Annotated in this window: 10 protein-coding genes; 1 reads left to right on the forward strand and 9 read right to left on the reverse strand. The window is 73.1% G+C overall.

The window, feature by feature from the left end; genetic code table 11:
• Nucleotides 1–50 precede the first annotated feature (50 nt).
• The 9 genes from ACZ6BG_RS05825 to ACZ6BG_RS05865 all read right to left on the reverse strand — a co-directional run bounded on the left by ACZ6BG_RS05825 (nucleotide 51) and on the right by ACZ6BG_RS05865 (nucleotide 20,281).
• On the reverse strand, nucleotides 51–941 hold the full coding sequence (locus tag ACZ6BG_RS05825; protein WP_468997283.1) for an ABC transporter permease: 891 nt from the start codon (nucleotides 939–941) through the stop codon (nucleotides 51–53).
• On the reverse strand, nucleotides 938–11,842 hold the full coding sequence (locus tag ACZ6BG_RS05830) for an amino acid adenylation domain-containing protein (protein WP_468997285.1): 10,905 nt from the start codon (nucleotides 11,840–11,842) through the stop codon (nucleotides 938–940). Before ACZ6BG_RS05830 ends, ACZ6BG_RS05825 begins: the two co-directional genes overlap by 4 nt.
• Nucleotides 11,843–12,056: 214 nt before the next feature.
• On the reverse strand, nucleotides 12,057–12,803 hold the full coding sequence (gene fabG, locus ACZ6BG_RS05835) for a 3-oxoacyl-[acyl-carrier-protein] reductase (protein WP_468997288.1): 747 nt from the start codon (nucleotides 12,801–12,803) through the stop codon (nucleotides 12,057–12,059).
• A gap of 56 nt (nucleotides 12,804–12,859) precedes the next feature.
• Nucleotides 12,860–13,945 carry a beta-ketoacyl synthase N-terminal-like domain-containing protein gene (locus tag ACZ6BG_RS05840; protein WP_468997290.1) on the reverse strand — a complete coding sequence of 362 codons (1,086 nt, stop codon included), beginning with the start codon at nucleotides 13,943–13,945 and terminating at the stop codon, nucleotides 12,860–12,862.
• On the reverse strand, nucleotides 13,942–15,183 hold the full coding sequence (locus tag ACZ6BG_RS05845) for a beta-ketoacyl-[acyl-carrier-protein] synthase family protein (protein ID WP_468997292.1): 1,242 nt from the start codon (nucleotides 15,181–15,183) through the stop codon (nucleotides 13,942–13,944). Before ACZ6BG_RS05845 ends, ACZ6BG_RS05840 begins: the two co-directional genes overlap by 4 nt.
• A gap of 40 nt (nucleotides 15,184–15,223) precedes the next feature.
• Nucleotides 15,224–15,490, reverse strand: coding sequence for an acyl carrier protein (locus ACZ6BG_RS05850; RefSeq protein WP_468997294.1), 267 nt, complete (start codon nucleotides 15,488–15,490; stop codon nucleotides 15,224–15,226).
• A gap of 190 nt (nucleotides 15,491–15,680) precedes the next feature.
• Nucleotides 15,681–16,760, reverse strand: a complete 1,080-nt coding sequence (locus ACZ6BG_RS05855; RefSeq protein ID WP_468997296.1) for a LysR family transcriptional regulator — start codon at nucleotides 16,758–16,760, stop codon at nucleotides 15,681–15,683.
• A 184-nt stretch (nucleotides 16,761–16,944) separates the two neighbouring features.
• Nucleotides 16,945–17,742, reverse strand: coding sequence for an AfsR/SARP family transcriptional regulator (locus ACZ6BG_RS05860; RefSeq protein ID WP_468997300.1), 798 nt, complete (start codon nucleotides 17,740–17,742; stop codon nucleotides 16,945–16,947).
• A 211-nt stretch (nucleotides 17,743–17,953) separates the two neighbouring features.
• Nucleotides 17,954–20,281, reverse strand: a complete 2,328-nt coding sequence (locus ACZ6BG_RS05865; RefSeq protein ID WP_468997302.1) for an MMPL family transporter — start codon at nucleotides 20,279–20,281, stop codon at nucleotides 17,954–17,956.
• Between the two features lie 403 nt (nucleotides 20,282–20,684).
• Between ACZ6BG_RS05865 and ACZ6BG_RS05870 the strand changes: the two genes are divergently transcribed.
• Nucleotides 20,685–22,235 (forward strand): tryptophan halogenase family protein, encoded by a 1,551-nt coding sequence (locus ACZ6BG_RS05870; RefSeq protein ID WP_468997304.1) that lies wholly within the window; start codon nucleotides 20,685–20,687, stop codon nucleotides 22,233–22,235.
• The last annotated feature ends 87 nt before the right edge of the window (nucleotides 22,236–22,322 follow it).

A 22,322-nucleotide genomic window follows, 5' to 3' on the forward strand; every position in this document is an offset into this window, starting at 1 on the left:
CTTCAGGCTTCGCTTGCGGCTTCGGACGGGCGGCGGGGCAGGGACCGGGCCTAGGAGCCCGCCGTGCGGAACCTGCGCAGGCTCACGGCGACGCAGGTCGCGAAGAGCACGCCCAGGGTGAGGGCGACGACGACCAGCGGATGCTCGCCGGGGAAGCCGCCGCCGCTGGTGGCCGGGTTGCCCCACAGGTCGCGGCAGGAGGCGATGACGGCGCTCACCGGGTTCCACTCGGCGACCGGGCGGACGGCGCCCGGCATGGACTGCGGGGCGAGGAACGCGCTGGACAGGAACGGCAGGACGACCACGATGAACGGCGCGACCACGCTGATCGTCTCCACGCTCCGCAACGTCATCGCGAGGAGCACGCCGAGCCAGAGCATCGCGTACAGGAAGAGCGCGACGATCCCGAACCCGGCGAGCGTCGGAAGCACCCCGGTGTGCGAGCGCCAGCCGAGCGCGAGGCCCGCGCCCGCCGTCACCGCGAGCCCGGCGAGCCCGACGAGGAGGTCGGCGAGGGTGTAGCCGAACGGCACCGCGGATCTGCTGATCGGCAGCGAGCGGAACCGGTCGACGAGCCCGCCCCGCAGGTCCATGGCGATGGACACCGCCGTCGGCCCGACGCAGGCGAGACCGACCTGCACCGCGCCGCCCGCGAAGACGTACTCGGTGTACTCGCCGCCCGCGGGCAGCGTGATGGCGTCCCGGAAGAGATAGCCGAGCAGCACCATCGACACCAGTGGGTTGAGGACGATGCCGATGGCCCGCCCCGGTGCCCGGCGCAGCCGTCTGAGCCTGCGGCCAGCGACGGCGAGCACCTCGGTGAGCAGGGCCGCGGGGCCGGACCGCGCGGGCGGCAGTGCGGCGCCGGGCGGGCCGCCGGGGCCGGGCCGCCCGGTGGGGCGGCCCGCGGGCGGGCCCGGCTCCAGGAGGGTGGCGGTCATGACGTCTCCCGCCCGGCCGCGGCCGCACGCTCCGACTTCGCCTGCATGCGCGCCAGTTCGGCGGCGACGAGCGGCCCGATCTCGGCGAGCGGCCCCGGGTCGAGCATGTCGTCGTGCGCGCACTCGACGCGGTGGACGGCCACTTCGCCCGTGCAGTACGGCTCCCACAGCCGTTCCTTGTCCGTCACGTCGCCCCAGGGCGAGTGCTCGGCGAGGAACAGCCGCATCCGGCCGTCGAAGGTGCCCGGCGTGTAGTCGGGGATGATCGCCTGGTGCCGGGCCATGAGCCGCAGCATCCGGCCCATGCGCTCCTCGCCGAGCCGTGCGAGCGGGTTGCCGTCGCTCCGCAGGACACCGATGACGTCGTCCGGGGTGAGGTCGCGGTCGCCGAACTCGGAGCGGTGGTGGCCGACGCCCTCCAGGAACCAGCCGAGCATGTTCTGCTCGCCGCCCCGGTCGTCGGCCACTCCGGTACGCGGATACGAGTCGAGGTTGGCCACCAGACCCACCTCGTCCCCGCCCGCGCGCAGCCGCACGGCGATCTCGTACGCGACGATCCCGCCGAACGACCACCCGAGGAGGTGGTACGGGCCGCTGGGCCGTACGCCCTTGATGAGCCGGACGTACGCGGCGGCGATGTCCTCGATGCTGTCCGGCAGCGGTGCGCCCGCGACGACGGCGGGCGCCTGGATGCCGTACACCGGGTGCTCCGCGTCGATGTGGCGTGTGAGCGGCAGGTACGAAAGGGCGAGTCCGACGCCGCTGTGCACGCAGAACACGGGCGGGCGCGAGCCGGTCTCGCGCAGCGGAAGCACGGTCGCGAAGGGATCCGCCTCGTCGTCCCCGACCGCCGCGCCGATGGAGGCGATGGCGTCGGCGACGGTCCGGGTGCTGCCGCGCGGGGTCGGGGCCGTGGGGGCGGGTTCCGGTGCCGGTGACTCGGCCGGTTCCGGGGCCAGTGTCGCCGCCAGGGCCCGCACGCTCTGGTGCGCGAAGACGTCCGCGATGCTGATCCTCAGCCCGGCCTTGCGTGCCTGGCTGACGAGCCGCAGCGACTTCATGCTGTCCATGCCGCCGGACACCTCGAAGAAGTTCTCCTCGACGTCGAACCGCTCGACGCCCAGGAGCCCGGCGACGATGGCGCCGAGGGTGTCCTCGGCGGAGGCGGGGAGGGGTGCCGCCTCGGGCTCTGGGGCCGCGACCGCCGCAGGAGCCGCTTCGGGCGCGTGGGCCACCTCGACCGCCGGGGCCACCTCGGGCTCCACGGCCGCCTCGGCCGCGTCGGCCCCGTCGACCGCGTCGACCGCGTCGACCATGTCGGCCATGTCGGCCACATCGACCGTCTCGGCCCTCACCCCCAGCCCGCTGAGCCGCACGTCCGGGTCCGCCGCCACGGCCCGCAGCACTCGCGTGAACTGCTCGACCACGCGCTCCGCGGTGGCGCGCGCGTACAGGTCGGTGCTGAAGGTGAGGAGTCCCCGCAGGCCCTCGTGGCCGGGCCAGGCGACCAGTTCGAGCAGCAGGTCGAGCTTGGCGTGGTCGGAGCCGACGTACTCGGGGCGGACCGTCAGGCCGGGCAGGTCGAGGTCCGTGACGCCCTCCGTGCGGACGCCGAGGCCGATCTGGAACAGCGGGTTGCGGCTGAGCGAGCGCGGCGGCTTGAGCGCGTCGACGACCTGGTCGAACGCCACGTCCTGGTGGGCGTACGCCGCCAGGTCGGTCTCCCGGAGCCGGTCGAGCAGCTCGCGGAAGGTGGGGTCGCCGCTGGTGTCGCCGCGCAGGACGAGGGAGTTGATGAACATGCCGACGAGGTCGTTCAGGGACTCGTCGGCGCGACCGGCCACCGAGACGCCGAGGGGGATGTCGGTGCCCGCGCCGAGCCCGGTGAGCAGGGCCGACAGGGCCGCCTGGAACACGATGAAGTCGGTGCTGCCGGTGGACCGGGCCAACGCCGCGAGGGTGTCGGCCAGTTCGGGCTCCACGTCGAAGAGGACCACGTCACCGTGGGACGCGCTCACCTCCGGGCGCGGGAAGTCCGTCGGCAGGTCCAGCTCGTCGGGCAGCCCCGCGAGGGCGTCCCGCCAGAAAGCCAACTGCCGCCCGGCCAGGGTCTCCGAACCCCCGTCGCCGTCCCCATCGCCGCCTCCGTCGCCGTCGAGCAGCTCCCGCTGCCACACCGCGTAGTCGGCGTACTGCACCGGCAGCGGCGTCCAGCGCGGCGCGTGCCCGGCGGTGCGGGCCCGGTAGGCGGTGGCGAGGTCGTTCTGCAGGGGCTCCATCGACCAGCCGTCGAAGACGATGTGGTGCAGGACCAGGAGCAGCACGCACTCGTCGGGCCGCACCGGGAAGAGCCGGGCCCGCCAAGGGAGTTCGGCGGTGAGGTCGAAGCCCTGGTCGCCCTCGGCGGCGAGCGCGGCGGCGAGGTCGGCCTCCGCGACGGTGACGGCCTTCAGGTGCGGACCGCCGGTGGCCGCGTCCCGCACCTCGGGCGTGGGCACGCCGTCGGTCTCGGGGATCACCGTGCGCAGCACCTCGTGGCGCGCGGCCACGTCGCCGAGTGCCTGCTGGAGCGCGGCGGTGTCGAGGCGGCCGGTGAGCCGGAAGGCAAGGAGGGTGTTGTACGAGCCGTCCTCGCGCCCCTGGCGCCGGTTGAGGAACCACTGGCGCTGCTGGCTGTACGACAGGGGCCGGTCGGTGCCCGCCGGTGCCGGGGTCAGCGGCGGCCTGGCGCTCGCCGCCGCCTCGACGTGCCCGGCGAGGGCGACGACGGTGCGGGCGTCGAAGAGGGCGCGGATGGGCAGTTCCACGCCGAGCGCGGTGCGGGCGCGGCTGACGAGGCGGGTGGCGAGCAGCGAGTGCCCACCGATCTCGAAGAAGTCGTCGTCGATGGAGACGTGGTCGGCACCGAGGATGTCGGCGAACAGGCCGCACAGGATGCCCTCGGTGAGGGTGCGCGGGGCGCGTCCGCGCGAGGCCGCGCCGAGTTCCGGGTCGGGCAGGGCCCCGCGGTCCAGCTTGCCCTGGGCGGTCGTCGGCAGCGCGTCGAGGGCGACCACGGCCGAGGGCACCATGTAGTCGGGCAGGGCCTCGGCGAGGCGGTCGCGCAGGGCGGTGCTGTCGACGGCGCTGCCCCCCGTACCCGTACCGGAAGCGACACCCGCACCGGAAGCAGCGCCCGACCCGGACACCGTGCCCGGCCCGGAAACCGATCCCGCCCCGGAAGCCACCACGTACGACACGAGCCTCCGCTCCCCCGCGGCGTCCTCCCGCACCACCGTGACCGCCTGCTCCACGCCCGCCTGGGCGAGCAGCGCCGAGGAGATCTCGCCCAGTTCGACGCGGATGCCGCGCAGTTGGACCTGGTCGTCGACGCGGTCGAGGTAGTCGAGTTCGCCGTTCGGCAGCCAGCGCACCAGGTCGCCGGTGCGGTACATGCGCTCGCCCGCGGGGCCGTAGGGGTCGGCGACGAAGCGCTCGGCGGTGAGGCCGGGCCGGTCGAGGTAGCCGCGGGCGAGGCCGCCGCCGACGTACAGCTCGCCTGGGACACCGGGCGGGGTGGGCCTGAGGTCGCGGTCGAGGACGTACACGCGGTGGGCGTTGGTGGGGCGGCCGATCGGCGGGCGGCCGGAGGCGGTGAGAGGGCCGCTGACCGTGCAGCCGACGACGGCCTCGGTCGGCCCGTATCCGTTGAACATCTTCACCGACCCGGCCCAGCGCTGGACGACCTCCGCGGGCACGGCCTCGCCGGTGCCGACGAGGCGCAGGTCGGCGGGGAGCGCGGCGCCCTCGGGGAGCGCGCCGAGGACGACGGGCGGCAGGGCGACGAGGTTGATGCGGGCGCTGTTGATCAGGTCGACCAGGGGCCACCCCGGGGTGCGGCACTCCTCGTCGGCGATGACGAGCGTGCCGCCGGGGAGCAGCGCCAGCATGATCCCGAAGATGGACGCGTCGAAGCTGAACGACGCGAACTGCAACACCCGCGTGTCGGCGTCGAGTTCGAAGCGGTCGGAGAGGCTGTCGACCATCGCGAGCAGTCCGGTGTGCGCCACGACGACGCCCTTGGGGCGGCCGGTGGAGCCGGAGGTGTAGATGATGTACGCCGGGTGCCGCGGCCGCAGCGGAGTGGTCCGGTCGGCGTCGGTGAGGTCGGCGGCGTCGAGGCCGGCGAGGCGCGCGGCCGTCTCCGGGGCGTCGAGCAGGACCAGGCGGGTCGTGGCGCCGGCGTGCGCGCCGACCGTCTCGGGGAGTCCGGCGGGCCGGTCGGCGAGGGCGCTGTCGGTGAGGAACACCGTGGGCCGGGCGTCCGCGACCATGTAGCCGACGCGGTCCGCGGGGTACTCGGAGTCGACCGGTACGTAGGCGGCGCCCGCCTTGATCGCCGCGAGGGCCGCGACGAGCAGGTCGGGGGTGCGCGGCAGCATCACCGCGACGGCACGCTCGGGTCCCGCGCCGAGCTCCACGAGCAGCCGCGCGAGCCGGTTGGCACGGGCGTTGAGGTCGGCGTACGACACCTCTTGCGCGCGCAGGACGACGGCGGTCTTGTCGGGGGTCTCCGCGGCCCGCGCCTGGAACACGTCGGTGGCGAGGCCCCCGCGCTCCGGCCGCGCCCCGCCGCTGCCCGACCAGTCGCCGAGCACCTGGCGCAGCTCGTCCTCGCCGAGCGCGTCGAGGCGGCCGAGGGGGACGCCGGGCGCGGCGGCGAGCTGTTCGAGGACGCGGGTGAAGCGGCGTACGAACACGGCGACTTCGTCGGCGTCGAAGATGTCCGGGCGGAACTGGGCCTCCAGGCGCATCCGGTGGCCCTCGACCGGGAACACGCCCATCGCCAAGGGGTATTCGGCGACGACGCGGGCGTTCCAGGCGCGCGTGGACAGGCCGGGGACGTGCTCGCCGAGGGTGTCGAGGGCGCCGGACGGATAGTTGTGGAAGCTGACGACCGTGTCGAACAGCTCGCCCACGCCCACGCTCTGCTGGACGTCCGCGAGACCGAGGTGCTGGTGTGGCTCCAGGGCGAGTTGGCGGTCCTGGAGGTCGGTGAGCATCGTCTCGAACGGCACGGACGGGTCGAGCGTCACGCGCACCGGCAGGGTGTGCATGAACGCGCCGACGATCCGCTCCACGTCCGGCAGGTCCGCCGGGCGCCCGGACGCCACCGCGCCGAACGTGACGTCGCGCCGCCCGGTGAGGCGGCCGAGCGCGACGGCCCAGCAGCCCTGCACGACGGTGTTCAGGGTCAGGCCGCGCGTGTGCGCCCACGCGGAGACGGCGGCGGTCAGCTTCTCGGGCAGCTCGGCCGTCAGCGTCCCGGGCAGCACGGACACCCGTGGCCGGTCGGCCGGGCCGAGCCGCGTCGGCTCGTCGATCCCGGCGAGTTCCTTCTGCCAGGCCTCCCGCGCGGCGGCCTTGTCCTGCGCGGCCGCCCACTCCAAGTAGGCGCGTACAGGGGCGATTTCCGGGAGTACGGAGGTGTCGGCGCCGTTGGCCCACAGCGTCACCAGCTCGCTCGCGAGGACGGCCGACAGGGACCAGCCGTCGACGAGCATGTGGTGGGTGGTCCACACGACGCGGTGCCGCTCGGCGCCCGCGCGGTAGACGGTGAAGCGGGTCAGCGGGCCCTCGGTGACGTCGAAGCGGCGCAGCCACTCCTCGTCGGTGCGCCGGGCCAGCTCGGCCTCCACCGCGTCGGCGGCCACGTCCGTCAGGTCCACCTCGGCCCACGGCACGTCGACCGCGCCGGGGATCAGCTGGACGGGGTCGCCCGCGTCCCGTTCCCGGAAGCGGGCGCGCAGGCCGGGGTGGCGGGCCACGAGGGCGGTGGCGGCGGCGCGCAGGACGGCGGGGTCCAGGGGGCCGTCGACGTCGAGGACGACCTGGAGGGTGTAGGCGTCCATGCCGTGCCGGTCGAACTCGGCCTGGAACAGCAGCCCGCGCTGGAGCGGCGACAGCGGCAGGATGTCGTCGAGGCGCGCGCACTCGTTCTCGTACGTCTCGATCTCGCGCTGGGAAACGGTGACGAGCGGGAACTCCGACGGGGTGCGGCCCCCGGCGTCCGGCCGCTCCGCGTGCGCGGCGAGCGCCCCGAGCGCGCGGAACCAGCCGTCGGCGAGCGCCCGCACGTCGTCCTCGGCGAGCAGCGCGCCCGCCCAGGTCCACTCGGCCACGAGCACCGGCCCCTCCGGGCGGTCCTCGGTGAGGGAGACCAGCTCCAGGGCGTGCCGCAGCGGCGTTTCGGGGGCCGCGCCGAGGCCGAACGTACCGGCCCGCATGGTCCAGTCGCGGTGCTCGCCGACGGTGAAGCGGCCCAGGTAGTTGAAGCCGACGCGCGGGGTGGCGGCGCGGGCGAGGACGGCGGCGGTCTGCGGGTTGAGGTGGCGCAGCAGGCCGTGGCCGATGCCGTGGTCGGGCAGGGCGCGCAGGGTCTCCTTGACGCGTTTGAGGGCGGCGGCGCAGGCGGGACCGCCCGCGTGCAGGTCGGCCCAGTCGGTGTCGCCGAGGTCGAGGGCGACGGGGAAGACGCTGGTGAACCAGCCGACGGTACGCGACAGATCGACGTCCCCGGCGTCCGCGAACTGCTCGCGCCCGTGGCCCTCCAACTCGACGAGCGCGCGCCCTGCCGGGGCGCCCCGTCGGCGGGCCCGGTCGGCGAGGGCCAGCGCGAGGCCGGTCAGGAGCACCTCGTTGACCTCGGTGCCGAAGGCCGCGGGCAGCCGGGTGAGCAGCGCGCGCGTCTGCTCGGCGGACAGCTCGACACGGAGCCCGCCCGCGGTGGCGCGCGTGTCGGTGGCGGGGTCGAGGGGGCGGTCGCCGAGGGCGGCGGTGTCGGGGCCGGGTGCCGACTGGGCGGTCCACAGGGGGAGTTCGGCGACGCGGCTCGCGCTGCGGGCCTCGTCGGCGAGGAGGGTCGCCCAGCGACGGTAGGAGGTGACGACGGGGTCGAGACGGGGCGCGCGCCCCGCGGCGAGCGCGGTGTACGCGGCCTCCAGGTCGGGCAGCAGGATCCGCCAGGACACGCCGTCGACGGCGAGGTGGTGGACGACGAGGAGAAGCCTGGGGGCGCCCGCGTCGGGCTTGGCACCGGGGCCGGCGTCGGGACCGGCCTCCGGACCGGCAGCGCGTCCAGCCTCCCGCTCACCCCCGCTCTCCAGCAGCACCGCCTGGACCGTCACCCCGTCCTCCGGACGCAGTCGCGCCCGCGCCGCAGCCACCTGCTCGGCGAGCGCCGCGTCCGGGTCGGACGTCGGGGCGACGGTGACCCGGCTGAGGACGTCGGCCGCGGCCACCGCGCCCTGCGGGAGCGTCTGGAGCGACCAGAGCCCGGCCACCGGCACGCCGAGGCGCAGGCGCAGCGCGTCGTGGCGGTCGAGCAACACCTGGAGGGCGTGCTCCAGGGTGGTGGCGGACACGTCAGCGGGCAGGGAGACCGTGACGTACTGACTGAACTCGCTTGTCGCTGCCGGGAGTTGGGAGACCTCTTCGCGGAGCTGGTCGACGATCGGGGTGAGGGCGACCTCGCCGACCCCGTCCGCGACGGCGACCGGCTTGGTGGCGGCGTGCCCGGCCACGGCCGCGATGGCCGCCGCCGTCCGGTGCTTGAACACGTCGCGGGCGGTGACGACGAGGCCCGCGCGGCGGGCGCCGCTGACGACCTGGAGGGAGCTGATGCTGTCGCCGCCCAGCTCGAAGAAGCTGTCGTCGGGGCCCACCTCGGGCAGGCCCAGGACGTCCGCGAGGACGGCGCGCAGGATGCGCTCCGCCTCGGGGCGCGCCCCGCCGCCCGCGCCCCCGGTGGCCGTGCCGCCGCCCGCGCTCCCGACAGCCGTGCCCACGGCAGCCGCCCCGCCCATGGGCGCCCCGCCGGCAGCCGCACCCTCGGTCTGCTCCCAGCGCGGCGCGGGCAGCGCCTTGCGGTCGACCTTGCCGTGGGCGGTGAGCGGGAGTTCGTCGAGGGTCAGGAGGACGGAGGGGACGAGGGCCCCGGGCAGTCGCGCGGCGAGCGCGGCGCGCAGCTCGCCCGGTCCGGGGGCCGAGCCGTCGCCCGCCGCCTCCGTGACCACGTAGCCGACGAGCCGTCGCTGCCCCGCCGGGTCCGTGACGGCTGCGGCGACCGCCTCGGCCACCCCGTCCAGGGCGCGCAGGCCCGCCTCCACCTCGCCCAGCTCGACGCGCTGGCCGCGGATCTTCACCTGGTGGTCGCGGCGTCCGACGAAGGCGAGTTGCCCGTCCGGGCGCAGCACCACCTGGTCGCCGGTGCGGTACATCCGGGAGCCGTCGGCGGCGAACGGGTCGGGCACGAAGGTGACGGCGGTGCGCCCCGGGTCGCCGAGGTAGCCGCGGCCGACTCCCCGGCCCGCGATGAACAGTTCGCCGGGCAGCCCGCGCGGCACGGGCCGCAGGTCGTCCCCGAGGACGTACAGGCGGGTGTTGCGCAGCGGCCGTCCGATCGGCACGACCGGGGTGTCGAGGTCGGCGGCGGAGCGGACGTAGGCGTGCGTGACGTCGTCGGAGCACTCGGTGGGGCCGTAGAGGTTGGCGAGCGGGATGCCGGGGTGGCGGGCGAACCAGCGCGCGCACAGGTCGGCGGGCAGCGCCTCGCCGTTGGAGATCATCCAGCGCAGCGCGGGCAGGCCGGGCGCGTCCCCGGCGGCGTCCCACACGTCGAGGGCCGCGCGCAGCAGGGACGGTACGACTTCGAGGACGGTCAGGCGCTCCTCGGCGATGACCCGGAACAGCGCGTCGGGGTCGGCGAGGTCGAGGCGGTTCACGGCCCGGACCCGGCCGCCGACGAGCAGCGTGGTGAGGGTCTGCCAGACGGTGACGTCGAAGGTGACGGGCGCGTTGTGGACGAGCGCGTCCGCCGCGTCGAGGCCGAACTCCTCGACCTTGGCGAGCATGTGGTTGACCATGCCGCCGCGCTGCACCATCGCGCCCTTGGGGCGTCCGGTGGAACCGGAGGTGTGGATGACGTACGCGAGGTCGTCGGGGCCGCCGAGGACGGGCGCGAGCCCGGTGTCCGGGTCGCGGGCGCCGTCGAGCACGTGGACGGGCAGCGGCCCGCCGGGCAGGTCGGCGGTCAGGTGCTCGGCGAGGGCGCGGTGGTGGGCGTCGGTGAGGACGAGGGCCGCGCCCGCGTCGCGCAGGAGCGCGGTGAGGCGGGGCAGCGGGGCACCGGGGTCGAGCGGCATGAAGGCGCGTCCGGCGCCGAGGACGGCGACCTCGGCGGTGACGAAGTCGCGGCCGGGCTCGGTGAGGATCGCGACGGGTCCCGTCGGTGCGGGTGAGCTTGTCGGCGCGGGTGCGCTTGTCGGTGCGGATGCAGCTGTCGGTGCCGGTACGCCTCCCGCCACCGGTACGCCTCCCGCCACCGGCACGGCCCCCGTCAGGACGCGGGACACGGCGCTGGCCCGCCCGACGAGCCCCGCGTAGTCCAGGCTGCCGCCGTCGTCGGTGACGGCCACGGCGTCCGGGGTCTCGGCGGCGCGCTGCCGGATCCGCTCCACGACGCCGAGGTACGGGGTCTCGCGGACCGGCCCGGTCAGGTCGGCGTCGCTCTCGCCGGGGGCGGCGAGGTCGATGGCGGACAGCGGGGTGTCGGGCGCGGCGGTCAGGAAGCGGTCGAGGAAGCCGGTGAAGCGGGCGAGGTGGTCGTGGATGTCGCGGGCGTCGTAGCGGGCCTCGTTGCCGCTGAGGTCGACGGCGATCCCGGCGTCGCCCTTGTCGGCGACGGTGAACTCCAGGTCGTCGACGAGGCCGGGGGACGGGGTGTGGATGGTGGCGTCGGCGGGGCCGATGGGGAGGCGCTCGACCTGCGGAAGGACGTTGACGTACGGGCCGAAGGGCCTGCGGTCGTCGCTGCCGAGGCCCATGGCGCGGCGGATCAGGCTGACGCGGTGGCGCTGGTGCCTGAGGCCGTGGGACAGCGACTGGTAGGCGTCCGCGAGGAGTTCGGCGCGGGTCGTCGTGGGGTGCGCGGTCAGGCGCAGCGGCAGGCAGTTGACGACGACGCCGGGGGTGGCCTGCATGGCGGCGCCCGCGCGCGCGGTCACCGGCAGGGACAGGAGCACGTCGTCGGTGGCGGCCATGCGGGCGGTGTAGGCGCCGATCGCGGCGACGAGGGCGGTCTGCCAGGTCACCCGGGCCTCCCAGGCCACGGCCCGCAGCCGCTCGGCGACGTCGGCGTCGAGGACGGCCACGTCCCGCAGGAACGTCTGGCCGGGCGGCACGTCGCGCGCGGCGAGGCTGACCAGCGGCGGCCGGGCGCCGTCGGTGAACCGCGCCTGCCAGTACGCGCGGTCGCGGTCGGCGCGCGCCGAACCCGCGTACGCCGCCTCGGCGTCGACCAGGGTCCGCAGCGGCGCGAAGGCGCCCTCCGTCGGCGGCGTACCGGCGAGCAGCGCCTCGTAGATCGCCGCGAGCCGCCGCCACAGCAGCACGACGCTGAAGCCGTCCGTGACGAGGTGATGGCTGACCAGGCAGAAGAAGGCGCGGTCCGGGCCGAGCGCGAACAGGCTCAGACGGAACAGCGGAACGTCCGCGGAGGCCGTCACCGGGAACGCGGTGCGCAGGTCGGCGTCGATGGCGGCGCGGGCGGCGGCCTCCGGGTCGTCGGCGCCGCTGACATCGGTGACCGTCAGGGGCAGCCGGTCGAGCTCCTCGACGAACTGCCGGGGCCGGCCCTCGGCGTCCTCGGCGAACCGCACCCGCAGGCACTCGGCCTCGGCGGTGAGCCGCTCCAGGGCCGCCCGGAAGAGGCCGGCGTCCAGGGGGCCGCGGATGTCCCAGTAGGCGGCGGTGTTGTAGGTCGCGCCGCCGCCGGACAACTGCTCGTCGAACCAGATGTCCTGCTGGCCGGCGGTGAGCGGAAGGCCCTCCGTCGCCGGGTGGTCCGTCGATATGTGGGTCATAGCAATCCCCTAGCGAAGGTCACTGATGTCACAGCCTCGATCGTCGGAAAACCGCGCTGACAGCGGGCTGATGGCGGTCTGACGCCGGTCCTGCGGAAGGCCCGGCGGAAGGGCCCGCCAGAGCGTCCGGCGGAAGGTTCTGGGCATGCCGGGAGCGCCGCCGGAGCGTGGCTCCGGCGGCATCTTGAGGGCGCGTCGTCCCGGTGGCGACGCCTCAGACGACGAGTCCGCCGTCGACCCCGAAGACCTGTCCGGTGATGTACGAGGCCCGGTCGGAGGCGAGGAAGGACACGAGGTCGGCGACCTCCTGGGGGCGGCCGAAGCGGCCCAGCGGGATGCGCTCGGTCATCCTGCGCACGTGGTCGTCGGAGAGTTCGGAGAGCATGTCGGTCACGATGAAGCCGGGGGCGACGGCGTTGGCGCGGATGCCGTAGCGCCCCGACTCCTTGGCGAGGGCCTTGGTGAAGCCGATGATCCCGGCCTTGGTGGCCGAGTAGTTGGTCTGGGTCGCGTTGCCGTACACCCCGGCGACCGACGACAGCGTGATCACGGAGCCGGCGCGGCGTTTCATCATCGCGAACACGGCGGCCTTGCACAGGTGGTACGTCCCGTCGAGGTTGACGCGGACGACCTGGTCCCAGTCCTCGGGCGAGAGCATGACCAGGGGGTTGTCGCGGACGATGCCGGCGCAGGACACGACGGTGTGCAGCGGCCCGAGTTCCCGCTCGGCGCCGCGCACGAAGTCGCGTACGGCCTCGTGGTCGGCGACGTCGGCGCGCGCGGTGTGCACGCGCGCCCCGCCGGCCGTCGCGGCCTCGACGACGGCGTCGGCGGCCTCCTTGTCGGACTGGTAGCAGAAGGCGACGTCGTATCCGTCCTGGGCGAGCCGGATCACCACGTGCCGCCCGATGCCCCGCGAGCCCCCGGTGACCAGGGCCACGCGCCGTTCGGTTGCGGACATGCTGCTTCTCCTCCGTGGGGCGGGGGTTGGGGCCCGGGGCGGGCCCGGGCGAGGGGTCAGGCGCCGCCGAGCAGCGCGCAGCCGACCGTGCCGTCGCGTTCGACGCCGGTGACCAAGGCGGCCGCGCCGGGTCCGAGGCCCCGTTCGCCCGCGGCGGCGAGCACGGCGGCGATCTGCAGGCCGGTGGCGGCCGCGGAGGTGTCGCCGAGCAGCGCGCTCACCCGCAGCCACCGGGGCCGGGCGTCGCCGAGCGCGTCACCGACGGCCCGCTCCTCCTGCACGGCGAGCGGCCCGCCGAGGCCGAGGGGCGCGACGAGGCGTACCGCGTCGGCGCTGACCCCCGCCGTGTCGAGGGCGCCGCGCACGCAGGCGGCGAGCGCCTGCCGGACCTCGTCCGGGGAGTGGTGGGCGCGGAAGCGGGTGGCGAGAACCCGGGCGAGCGGTCCGCGCCCGGCGGCGCGCGCGTCGGCGGCGGGCTCCACCAGGAACACGGTGCCGCCCTCCCCGAGCGGCACGTCCCGCTCGGCCTCGCCGCGGCCGTGCCACTCCAGCCAGGCGCGCTGCGTGGAGTACTCCTCGGCGGCCCCGCACAGGACACGGGCGCAGTGCCCGCCCTTGTGCAGCCTGAGGGCGTAGCTGAGGGCGAGCAGGCCGGTCAGGGCGCCGCCCGCGACGGTGGTGTTGGGGCCCTTGATGCCGTGCCGGATGGCGCTCTGCCCGGTCGCGCGGTTCATCACGGTGCTCGGGAACCGGGCCGGGTCGACGTGGTAGGGCCGCTCCCCCGTCAGCGAGTCGCGGGTGAAGTCCATGATGCTCTGTACGCTGCCGGATCCGGTGCCGAGCACCAGGCCGACCTCGTCGGGGCGTTCGGTGAGGCCCTCGCCGCACTCGGCGATGAGGCGGCCCACGGCGGTGACGGCGATCGCCGTCTCCCGGTCCATGGTCCGGGTGCCCTTCTTGCCGACGTACTTGGCCGCGCTGAAGTCCGGGACGATCCCGCCGCGCGTGAACGGGCCGGGGTGCGTGTCGCGGTCCAGGACGACGACGGCCTCGCGTCCGGAGGTGATGCCCGCGCGGAACGGCTCGGCGCCCACGCCGTAGGGGGTGACCGCCGACCAGGCGGACAGGACGAGGTCGTTCATCGCGCGGCCTCCCGGTGGTGCCGGCCGAGGATCAGGACGGCGTTGTTGCCCGCGAACGCGAGCGCGTTGTTCTGCACCACGGTCAGCTCGGCGGGGCGCGCCTCGTTGGGTACGCAGTCCAGGCCGCACTCGGGGTCGGTCTCGCCGTGGTTGACGGTGGGCGGGATGAAGCCCTCGGTGAGGGCGAGGGCGCAGGCGGCGGAGGCGAGCGCGCTGGCCGCCCCCATGGAGTGGCCGATCATCGACTTGATGGAGACGGTGGGCGGCGGGGTCGCGAAGACCTGCCGGATGGCGCCGGTCTCGGTGACGTCGTTGGCGCGGGTGCCGGTGCCGTGGGCGGAGATGAAGTCGATGTCGTCGGGCTTCACCCCGGCGTTGCGGTGGGCCACCTCCATGCAGCGGGCCAGGGAGTCCTGGTCGGGGGCGACGGGGTGGTGGGCGTCGCAGTTGAGGCCGTAGCCGAGGACCTCGGCGTAGATCCGGGCGCCGCGGGCGAGCGCGGAGTCCAGGCTCTCCATCAGCAGGATGCCCGCGCCCTCGCCGGTGAGGATGCCCTTGCGGTCCTTGTCGAAGGGCTGGCAGACCTCGGGGGCGACGGTGCCGAGGCGGTAGAAGCCGACGAAGTTCTTGCGGCACACCGCGTCCGCGCCGCCGCACAGCGCCACGTCGACGTCGCCGTCGCGGATGGCGTCGAAGCCGTTGCCGATGGCGTAGTTCCCGGCGGCGCAGGCGGTGGGGATGGTCAGCGCCTCGACGTCGGTGAGGCCGAGCTCGCGGACGATGCCGGTGGAGAGCCGTCCGGCCTGGGCGCGGCGCGCCACGACCGGGTCGAGGCGCTCGGGCCCTGCGGCCAGTTGGGCGGCGGTGAGCGTGTCCAGGTCGCGGGTCTCGGCGTCGGTGGTGCCGACGGAGACCAGGGACCTGCGGGCCCGCAGCTCGCCCTGGCTCAGGCCCGCGTCGGCGACGGCCATGCCCGCGGCGGCCACCGCGAACTGGGTGGCCCGGCCGAGCGTGTCCGGGTCGACGTGGTGGATCCAGCGCGCGGGGTCGAAGTCGTCGACCTCGCAGCCGTTGGCGTGTGCGAATCCCGTGGTGTCGAAGCCCGTGATGGGCTTGACGCCGCCCCGGCCGGATCGCAGCCCGTCGAGAAACGCGGCGACGCCCAGTCCGATGCTGGTGACCGTCCCGAGGCCGGTGATCACCACGCGGCGCGGTCGCTGCTCCTTGTCGTGCACCATGCCCTCCAGTCGTCGATGGCCGAGGTCCGCGGGCGGGTAGCTAGGCGCGGGCCGCGACGGAGTCGGTGACCACGGCGACGATGCCGTCGAGGTGGACCATGCGGGGCAGGTCGGCCTGGTCGATGTCGACGCCGAAGGCGCGCTCCAACTGGGAGAGGATCTCGATGGCGGCCATCGAGTCCGCGTCGTGCTCCTCCTTGAACAGGCTGGTGTCGGTCAGCTCGTCCGGCTCGATCTCCAGGATCGCGCAGACGATGTCCTTGATCTTCGCGCGGTCCACCGCGGCGACTTCCTTGGCTGTGGTCATGCCGACGATGCTGTCGAACGGCCCCTGACAGCTGGCTGATTTACGGCTGACGCACCGGTGCGCCGGAGGCCCGGAAGCCATCGCTCCATGAAACGGCGCAGCCCCCGCGCCGCCTGTCGTGGCGGTGCGGGGGCTGACACGTGCCGCCCTGCCACCTCTGCCGGATGAACGTTCCGGCAGCGCGCGGCCCCTAGGGCGGCGACGTCGTCGACGTCGTCGACGTCGTCGACGTCGGCGACGTCGTCGACGTCGGCGAGGTCGGCGAGGTCGGCGCCGTGAAACCGTTCAACTCCAGGAAGTCCCGGGGGTGTTCGACGATCCAGTGCCAGTAGCCGGGGACCGTACGGGCGTACTCGCCGTAGTACTGACGGACGGTGTCGACCAGTTTGCGCAGGGTCTCGCGGGGCACCGCGCCGCTGCGCCACACCAGCAGCATCTCGACGCGCTCGGGCCCGGTGAGCGGCACCAGGCGCACATCCGTGGTGGCGCCGGTGGGCGGGGTGAGGGCGGCGACGCCGAGGTCGCGCACCCAGTTCATCGCCTCGCGGTGCCCGTCGACGCGGTGCAGGATCTCCAGGTCCGGGTGGTCGAAGGCGGCGAACAACTGCCGCTCGATGGCGTGGAACCAGTGGTCCTGCGAGTACCGGACCCAGCCGAGCGTGGCGAGTTCGCCGGGCTCCAGGCTGTAGCGCCCGGCGAGCGGGTGCTGCAACGGCAGGGCGAGCCACACGGGTTCGCGCACGATCAGCATCTTGCCGAGCGCCGGTTCGGGGCCCTCGGCCGCCTCGGCGACGGTGATGCTGGGGACGAGGGCGGCGGTGAGCGTGCCGCTCTGGACGCCCTCGACCGCGGTCGCCGGGTCCATCGTGACGGTCTGCAACTCGACGGCGGGCAACGCCGACTGGAGCGCGCCGCGCAGGGTCGGCGGCGTCCACTCCATGTTCCCGAACCGCAGCGGACCCGAGGTGGGCGCGGCCGCCGCGGCCATCACCTCTTCCGCGCGTTTGACCAGGTCGGACAGCATGGGGATGAGCCGCTCACCGAGTGCGGTGCGGGTCACCCCGGCGCGGGACCGGATGAACAGGTCCCCGCCCACTGCCCTTTCGATCCTGCGTAACTGTGCGGTGAGACTGGGCTGCGGCAGATTGAGCTCGCCCGCCCCCTTTGAAATGCTCCCGGCAGCGTCGATTGTGGCCACTATCCGGGCGTGGCGCAGCTCTATGTCCAAGTCCCCGTAACCCCCTGAAGGCAAATCCCCCGAACGCCTCACGGAAGTTGTTGAAGACGTGCACGTGAACTGAAACGACCGCATGCGAGACGCCCAAGAACCTTAACCAAGCGGGGCGTTGACTGTCTACCGATCATCGCGTTAACAGCCCCGGGGTGAACGGAAGTTCACGGCGTTCAGGCCATACCCACAGGATTGGCCGAGGATCCCGTTTGAGGGTAATTCGTCAGGATGTCTGCCCTATGTAAGCGAGCGCCTGGCGGGGTTCGCCGAGGCCCTCGTCCTGCTGGAGGATCGCCTGGTAGACGCGGTGCAGGGCGCGGCCGGGCTCCAGACCCAGATCGCTGGCGAGGCGCTGGCGCGCCCCGTGGAACACCTCAAGTGCCTCGGCCTGTCGTCCGTCACGGTAGAGGGCGAGCATCAGAAGTTCACTGAGCCGCTCGCGCTCGGCGTGTTCCGTGGCCAGTTGGCGCAGTTCCGTCACCGACACCCGGTGCGCCTCGACGGCCAGCTTGGCGGCGGTCAGGTCCTCGTACGCGGTGATCCTGCGCTCTTCGAGCTGGGCGGCGCTGATGCGGCAGCGCAGTCCCTCGCAGGCGTCCATCAGGGCGGGCCCGCGCCACAGGGCGAGCGCCTGCTCCAGGCGGGCGATGGCCGCGGCCGGGTCGCGGTGGACCAGGTCGGCACCGGCGTCCGCGAGCTTCAGGAAGCGGTGGGCGTCCACCGTCTCCGGCGGCACGTCGAGCAGATATCCGCTGCCGACGGTGCGAATGAGATCGCCGCCCTTGATTCCCGTGATGGATTCCAGGTATTTGCGGAGCCGCCCCACATTGGCGTGCAGCGCGTTCCGCGCATTCGCCATCCGGCGTTCGCCCCAGAGTTCGTCCACGAGTTGGTCCGATGAAATCGGCTCCCGCGGTGTGAGGGCGAGAACGGTGAGCACGGAACTGACGCGCCGGGACGCCATCGCGTACTGCTTGTCCTCGTGGGACAGGAAAACAGAGCCAAGGATTTGAATTTCCATCGTGCCAGACCCCCGTAACGAATCGTCGGCCAGGTGGTGAGATCCATCGTGCCCCGGCGGGCCGCGCCGCGGGAAATACCATCCGGCGGGCCGTCGGGGCGGGAGGTGGTATGGCCGGCCATGTCACATCCGCGGGCGGGGCTTCGTCGCAGGTGGGAGGCGCCGGACCGGCGGGGGATTCCGGTCCGGCGCCTCGCTCGGGAGGGGGGCGTCAGGGGGTGCGGGCGGCCGCGACGGGGGCCGGGGGCGTCTCCTCGACGGGGGTGACGGGTGCCTGCCGGACCCCGGTGGGCTCGTCGGCCTCGGCCGGACCGATGGCACCGGTGACCTCGGGGGCCCCGGCCGCCCCAGTGGCCCGGCGCAGCTTCGTCGAGGGCCACCAACTGGCCCTGCCCAGCAGGATCATGGCCGAGGGCAGGATCAGGATGCGGATGATGAAGGCGTCCAGGAGCACGGCCACGGCGAGGCTGAAGCCGATCTGCTTCATCTCCGCGAGGTGCAGGAAGACGAAGGTGGAGAACACCGTCACCATCACCACGGCCGCGCTGGTGACGACCTTGGCCGACTTGGCAAGACCGTCGAGCACCGCCTCGCGGGTGGGCATACCGGCGAGCGCCGCCTCCCTGATGCGGCTGACGACGAAGACCTGATAGTCCATCGAGAGCCCGAAGAGGATCACGAACAGGAACAGCGGTACGCGGCTGCCGATCTCACTGGTGGCGCTCGCCTCGAAGCCGAACAGGGTGGACGCGAGCCCCCACTGGAAGAACACGGTGAGCACACCGAACGCGGCGGCCACGGACAGCAGGTTGAGGACGACGCCGATGAGCCCGAGGACGACGGAGCCGAAGACGAGGACCGTCATCACGAAGGTGACGAGCAGCAGCACACCGAGGATCAGCGGCATCTTGGCGTTCTGGTTGTCGAGGTAGTCGCGGTCGACGGCGATGGGCCCGTCGACTCCGTACTCGGCTCCGGGGACCTTGCCGACGGTGGCGGGGACGTAGTCGTCCCGCAGGTGGGTGAGGGAGTCCTTGGCCTGGTCGGAGCCCAGTTTGAAGGGGACGCGCAGGGTGAGCAGGCTGGTGCGGCCGTCCTTGGAGGTGCGCACCTCCAGGGGGGTGCGGGCGAAGTCGGGGTCGGCCTCGGTCTTCTCCTTGAGCGCGGTGAGGGCGTCGGCGACGTCGTCCTGCTGCCCCTGCGGGGCGTGCACGACGACCCAGTGCTCGCCGCGCAGGTGCGGGAAGGCGTCGTTGAGGCGGTCGTAGGCGCGCATCTCGGGGATCTGGCGGGAGTGGGTGTCCTTGTTCAGGACGCGCAGCTCCATGCCGAGCGCGGGGGCGGCGAGGCCGAGCATGACGAGCACGGAGACGAGGAGCGTGACGGCGGGGCGCCGCCGCGCGGGCTTGAGCAGGGCCGACCAGACGCGGCCGTTCTTCTCGGGGGTGCGGCGCCTGACGGGCTTGCCGCGCTCCATGGCGCGCCGGGCCCTGCGGTCCATGCGGTGGCCGATCTTCACCAGGAGCGCGGGCAGCACGGTGACGGAGCTGACCATGGCGACGAGCACCACGACGATGGTGCCGGTGGCGAGCGTGGAGAAGATGGTGTCGTCGGCGAGGAACAGTGTGGCGGTGGAGACGATGACGGCGAGCGCGGAGACGACGACGGCGCGTCCCGAGGTCGCGGCCGCGATGCCGACGAGGGCCTCCGGCGAGAGCCTGCCGCCGGCCAGCTCGCGCTCCTCGCGCTCCCGCTTGAGGTAGAAGAGGGTGTAGTCGACGCCGACGGCCATGCCGATGAGCAGGATCATGTTCATCCCGAGCCCGGAGTCGGGCACCGCGTGCGAGACGACCATCGACAGGCCGACGGCGCCCGCGATCGAGGTGAGCGCGAGCAGCAGCGGCACGCTGATCATGATCAGGGAGCCGAAGACCACGAGCAGCGTCACCAACGTCACCGGGAACGTGATGAGTTCGGACTTGGTGAGGTCCTTGCCGCGCTGCTTCTCCAGGCCGTACGTCACGGACGCGTCGCCGATCTGCTCGACGACCAGGCCGGGGTGGGCCTTCTGGACGGCGGCGGTCTCGTCCAGGAGCGGTTCGATGTAGTCCTTGGCCTCGCGCTTGGTGCCCTTCATGGACACCTCGACGCGGAGCATCTTCCCGGTGGCCGTGCTGGTCGTGCTGGCCGTGCTGGTCGAGGTCACGGGGTCGCGTACGCCGACGACTTCCGGGAGCCGCTTCATCCGGGCGGTGACGTCCCGGGCGGCGGCCTCGGCCTGCCGGGAGTCCGGGGCGCCGGACTTGGCGTAGATCATCACGTGCTCGGTGGGCCGGTCCTGCACGTCGGCCCGTAAGGCGATGGCCTCGGCGCGGCCGGACTCGCCGACCTGGAAGTCGCCGTCGCCCGCGCGCTGGTTGCCGAGGGCGAGGCCGACGGCGAGGCAGAGGGCGACGAAGGCGAACCATCCGGCGATCGCCCGGCCCGGGTGCAGGGCGCTCCAGTTGGCCACTCTCAAAACGGTCGGCTGCTTCTTCACGACACCGGCTCCTCATGCTCGTTCAGTACGTTCTTTCATGTGTAAGTTGAGGATTACAGGTGCCTTGAAGAAGCGTCAACCACGCCTCCGCTTCTGGCCGAGTCCCGTCCCCGAGGGGCGGTCCGGCGCCCGGAACCGGCTGGTCCGCGCGTTGCCCACCGCGAATTCCGGCGGCCGAAAACAGCCATCCGTGCGGCCGGGAAAGCAAGGGCACGGAGAGGCCCGAAGCTATGCTTGCGAACTCCCTCTGACACATCTCTGACAAGCGCTTGGCGCTTTCTGTGAACGGTCGCGTTCCTTCGCTTCACCTGCGAGTTTCGGCCGATGCTTAAGGACCTGGATCGGCGTTCCCGGCACTCCTAGGCTCATTTTCAATCGTGAAGCCACCCGACGGGAGTCACCAATGCTCAACCGTGTAGTGATTGTTGGCGGCGGAACTGCAGGATGGATGACGGCCTCGTACTTCAAGGCCGCGTTCGGCGACCGAATAGACATCACGCTCGTTGAATCCGGCAACGTGGGTACGGTCGGTGTCGGCGAGGCGACCTTCAGCGATATCCGCCACTTCTTCGAGTTCCTCGGACTCAAGGAGAAGGACTGGATGCCGGCGTGCAACGCCACGTACAAGCTCGCCGTGCGCTTCGAGGACTGGCGCGAGAAAGGGCACTACTTCTACCACCCCTTCGAGCAGATGCGGTCCGTCAACGGCCTGCCGCTGACGGACTGGTGGCTCCAGCAGGGCCCCACGGACCGGTTCGACAAGGACTGCTTCGTGATGGCCTCGGTCATCGACGCCGGGCTCAGCCCGCGCCACCTGGACGGCACGCTGATCGACCAGCCCTTCGACGAGGGCGCGGACGAGATGCAGGGCCTGACGATGTCCGAGCACCAGGGCAAGACCCAGTTCCCCTACGCCTACCAGTTCGAGGCCGCGCTGCTCGCCAAGTACCTGACGAAGTACTCCGTGGAGCGCGGCGTCAAGCACATCGTCGACGACGTCAAGAAGGTCGACCTGGACGAGCGCGGCTGGATCTCCGGCGTCACCACCGGCGACCACGGCGACATCACCGGCGATCTGTACATCGACTGCACCGGCTTCCGCGGCCTGCTCCTGAACAAGGCCCTGGAGACCCCCTTCATCTCGTACCAGGACACGCTGCCCAACGACAGCGCGGTCGCCCTCCAGGTGCCGATGGACATGCAGAAGCGCGGCATCCTGCCCTGCACCACCGCCACCGCCCAGGACGCGGGCTGGATCTGGACGATCCCCCTCATGGGCCGCGTGGGCACGGGCTATGTGTACGCCAAGGACTACCTCTCACCCGAGGACGCCGAGCGCACGCTGCGCGAGTTCGTCGGCCCGGCCGCCGCGGACGTGCCCGCCAACCACATCAAGATGCGCATCGGCCGCAGCGAGAACTCCTGGGTGAAGAACTGCGTGGCCATCGGCCTGTCCAGCGGCTTCGTCGAGCCGCTGGAGTCCACCGGCATCTTCTTCATCCACCACGCCATCGAGCAGTTCGCGAAGAACTTCCCCGACGAGACCTGGAACCCCGCGCACCGCGACCTCTACAACGACGCGATCGCCCACGTCATGGACGGCGTACGCGAGTTCCTGGCGCTGCACTACGCCGCCGCCAAGCGCTCCGACACCCAGTACTGGCGCGACACCAAGACCCGCCCGCTGCCCGACGGACTCGCCGAGCGCATCGAGAAGTGGAAGGTCCAACTGCCCGACTCCGAGACCGTCTTCCCCTACTACCACGGCCTGCCGCCGTACTCGTACATGTGCATCCTGCTCGGCATGGGCGGCATCGACCTGAAGGCGTCGCCCGCCACCCGGCTCAGTGAACCCGACGCCGCCGCGCGCGAGTTCGCCGCCATCCGCGAGAAGACCCGGGCCCTCACCTCGGCCCTGCCCCAGGCCTACGACTACTTCGCGCGGATGCGGTGACGCCGGGCTCCCCCGGCCGCGCCACCGACGTCCAGGGCATCCCGGCCACGCGCCCCGCGGCCGGGATGCCCGCCCCCACCGAGCCAG

Source organism: Streptomyces sp. NPDC041205 (genome assembly GCF_055591765.1).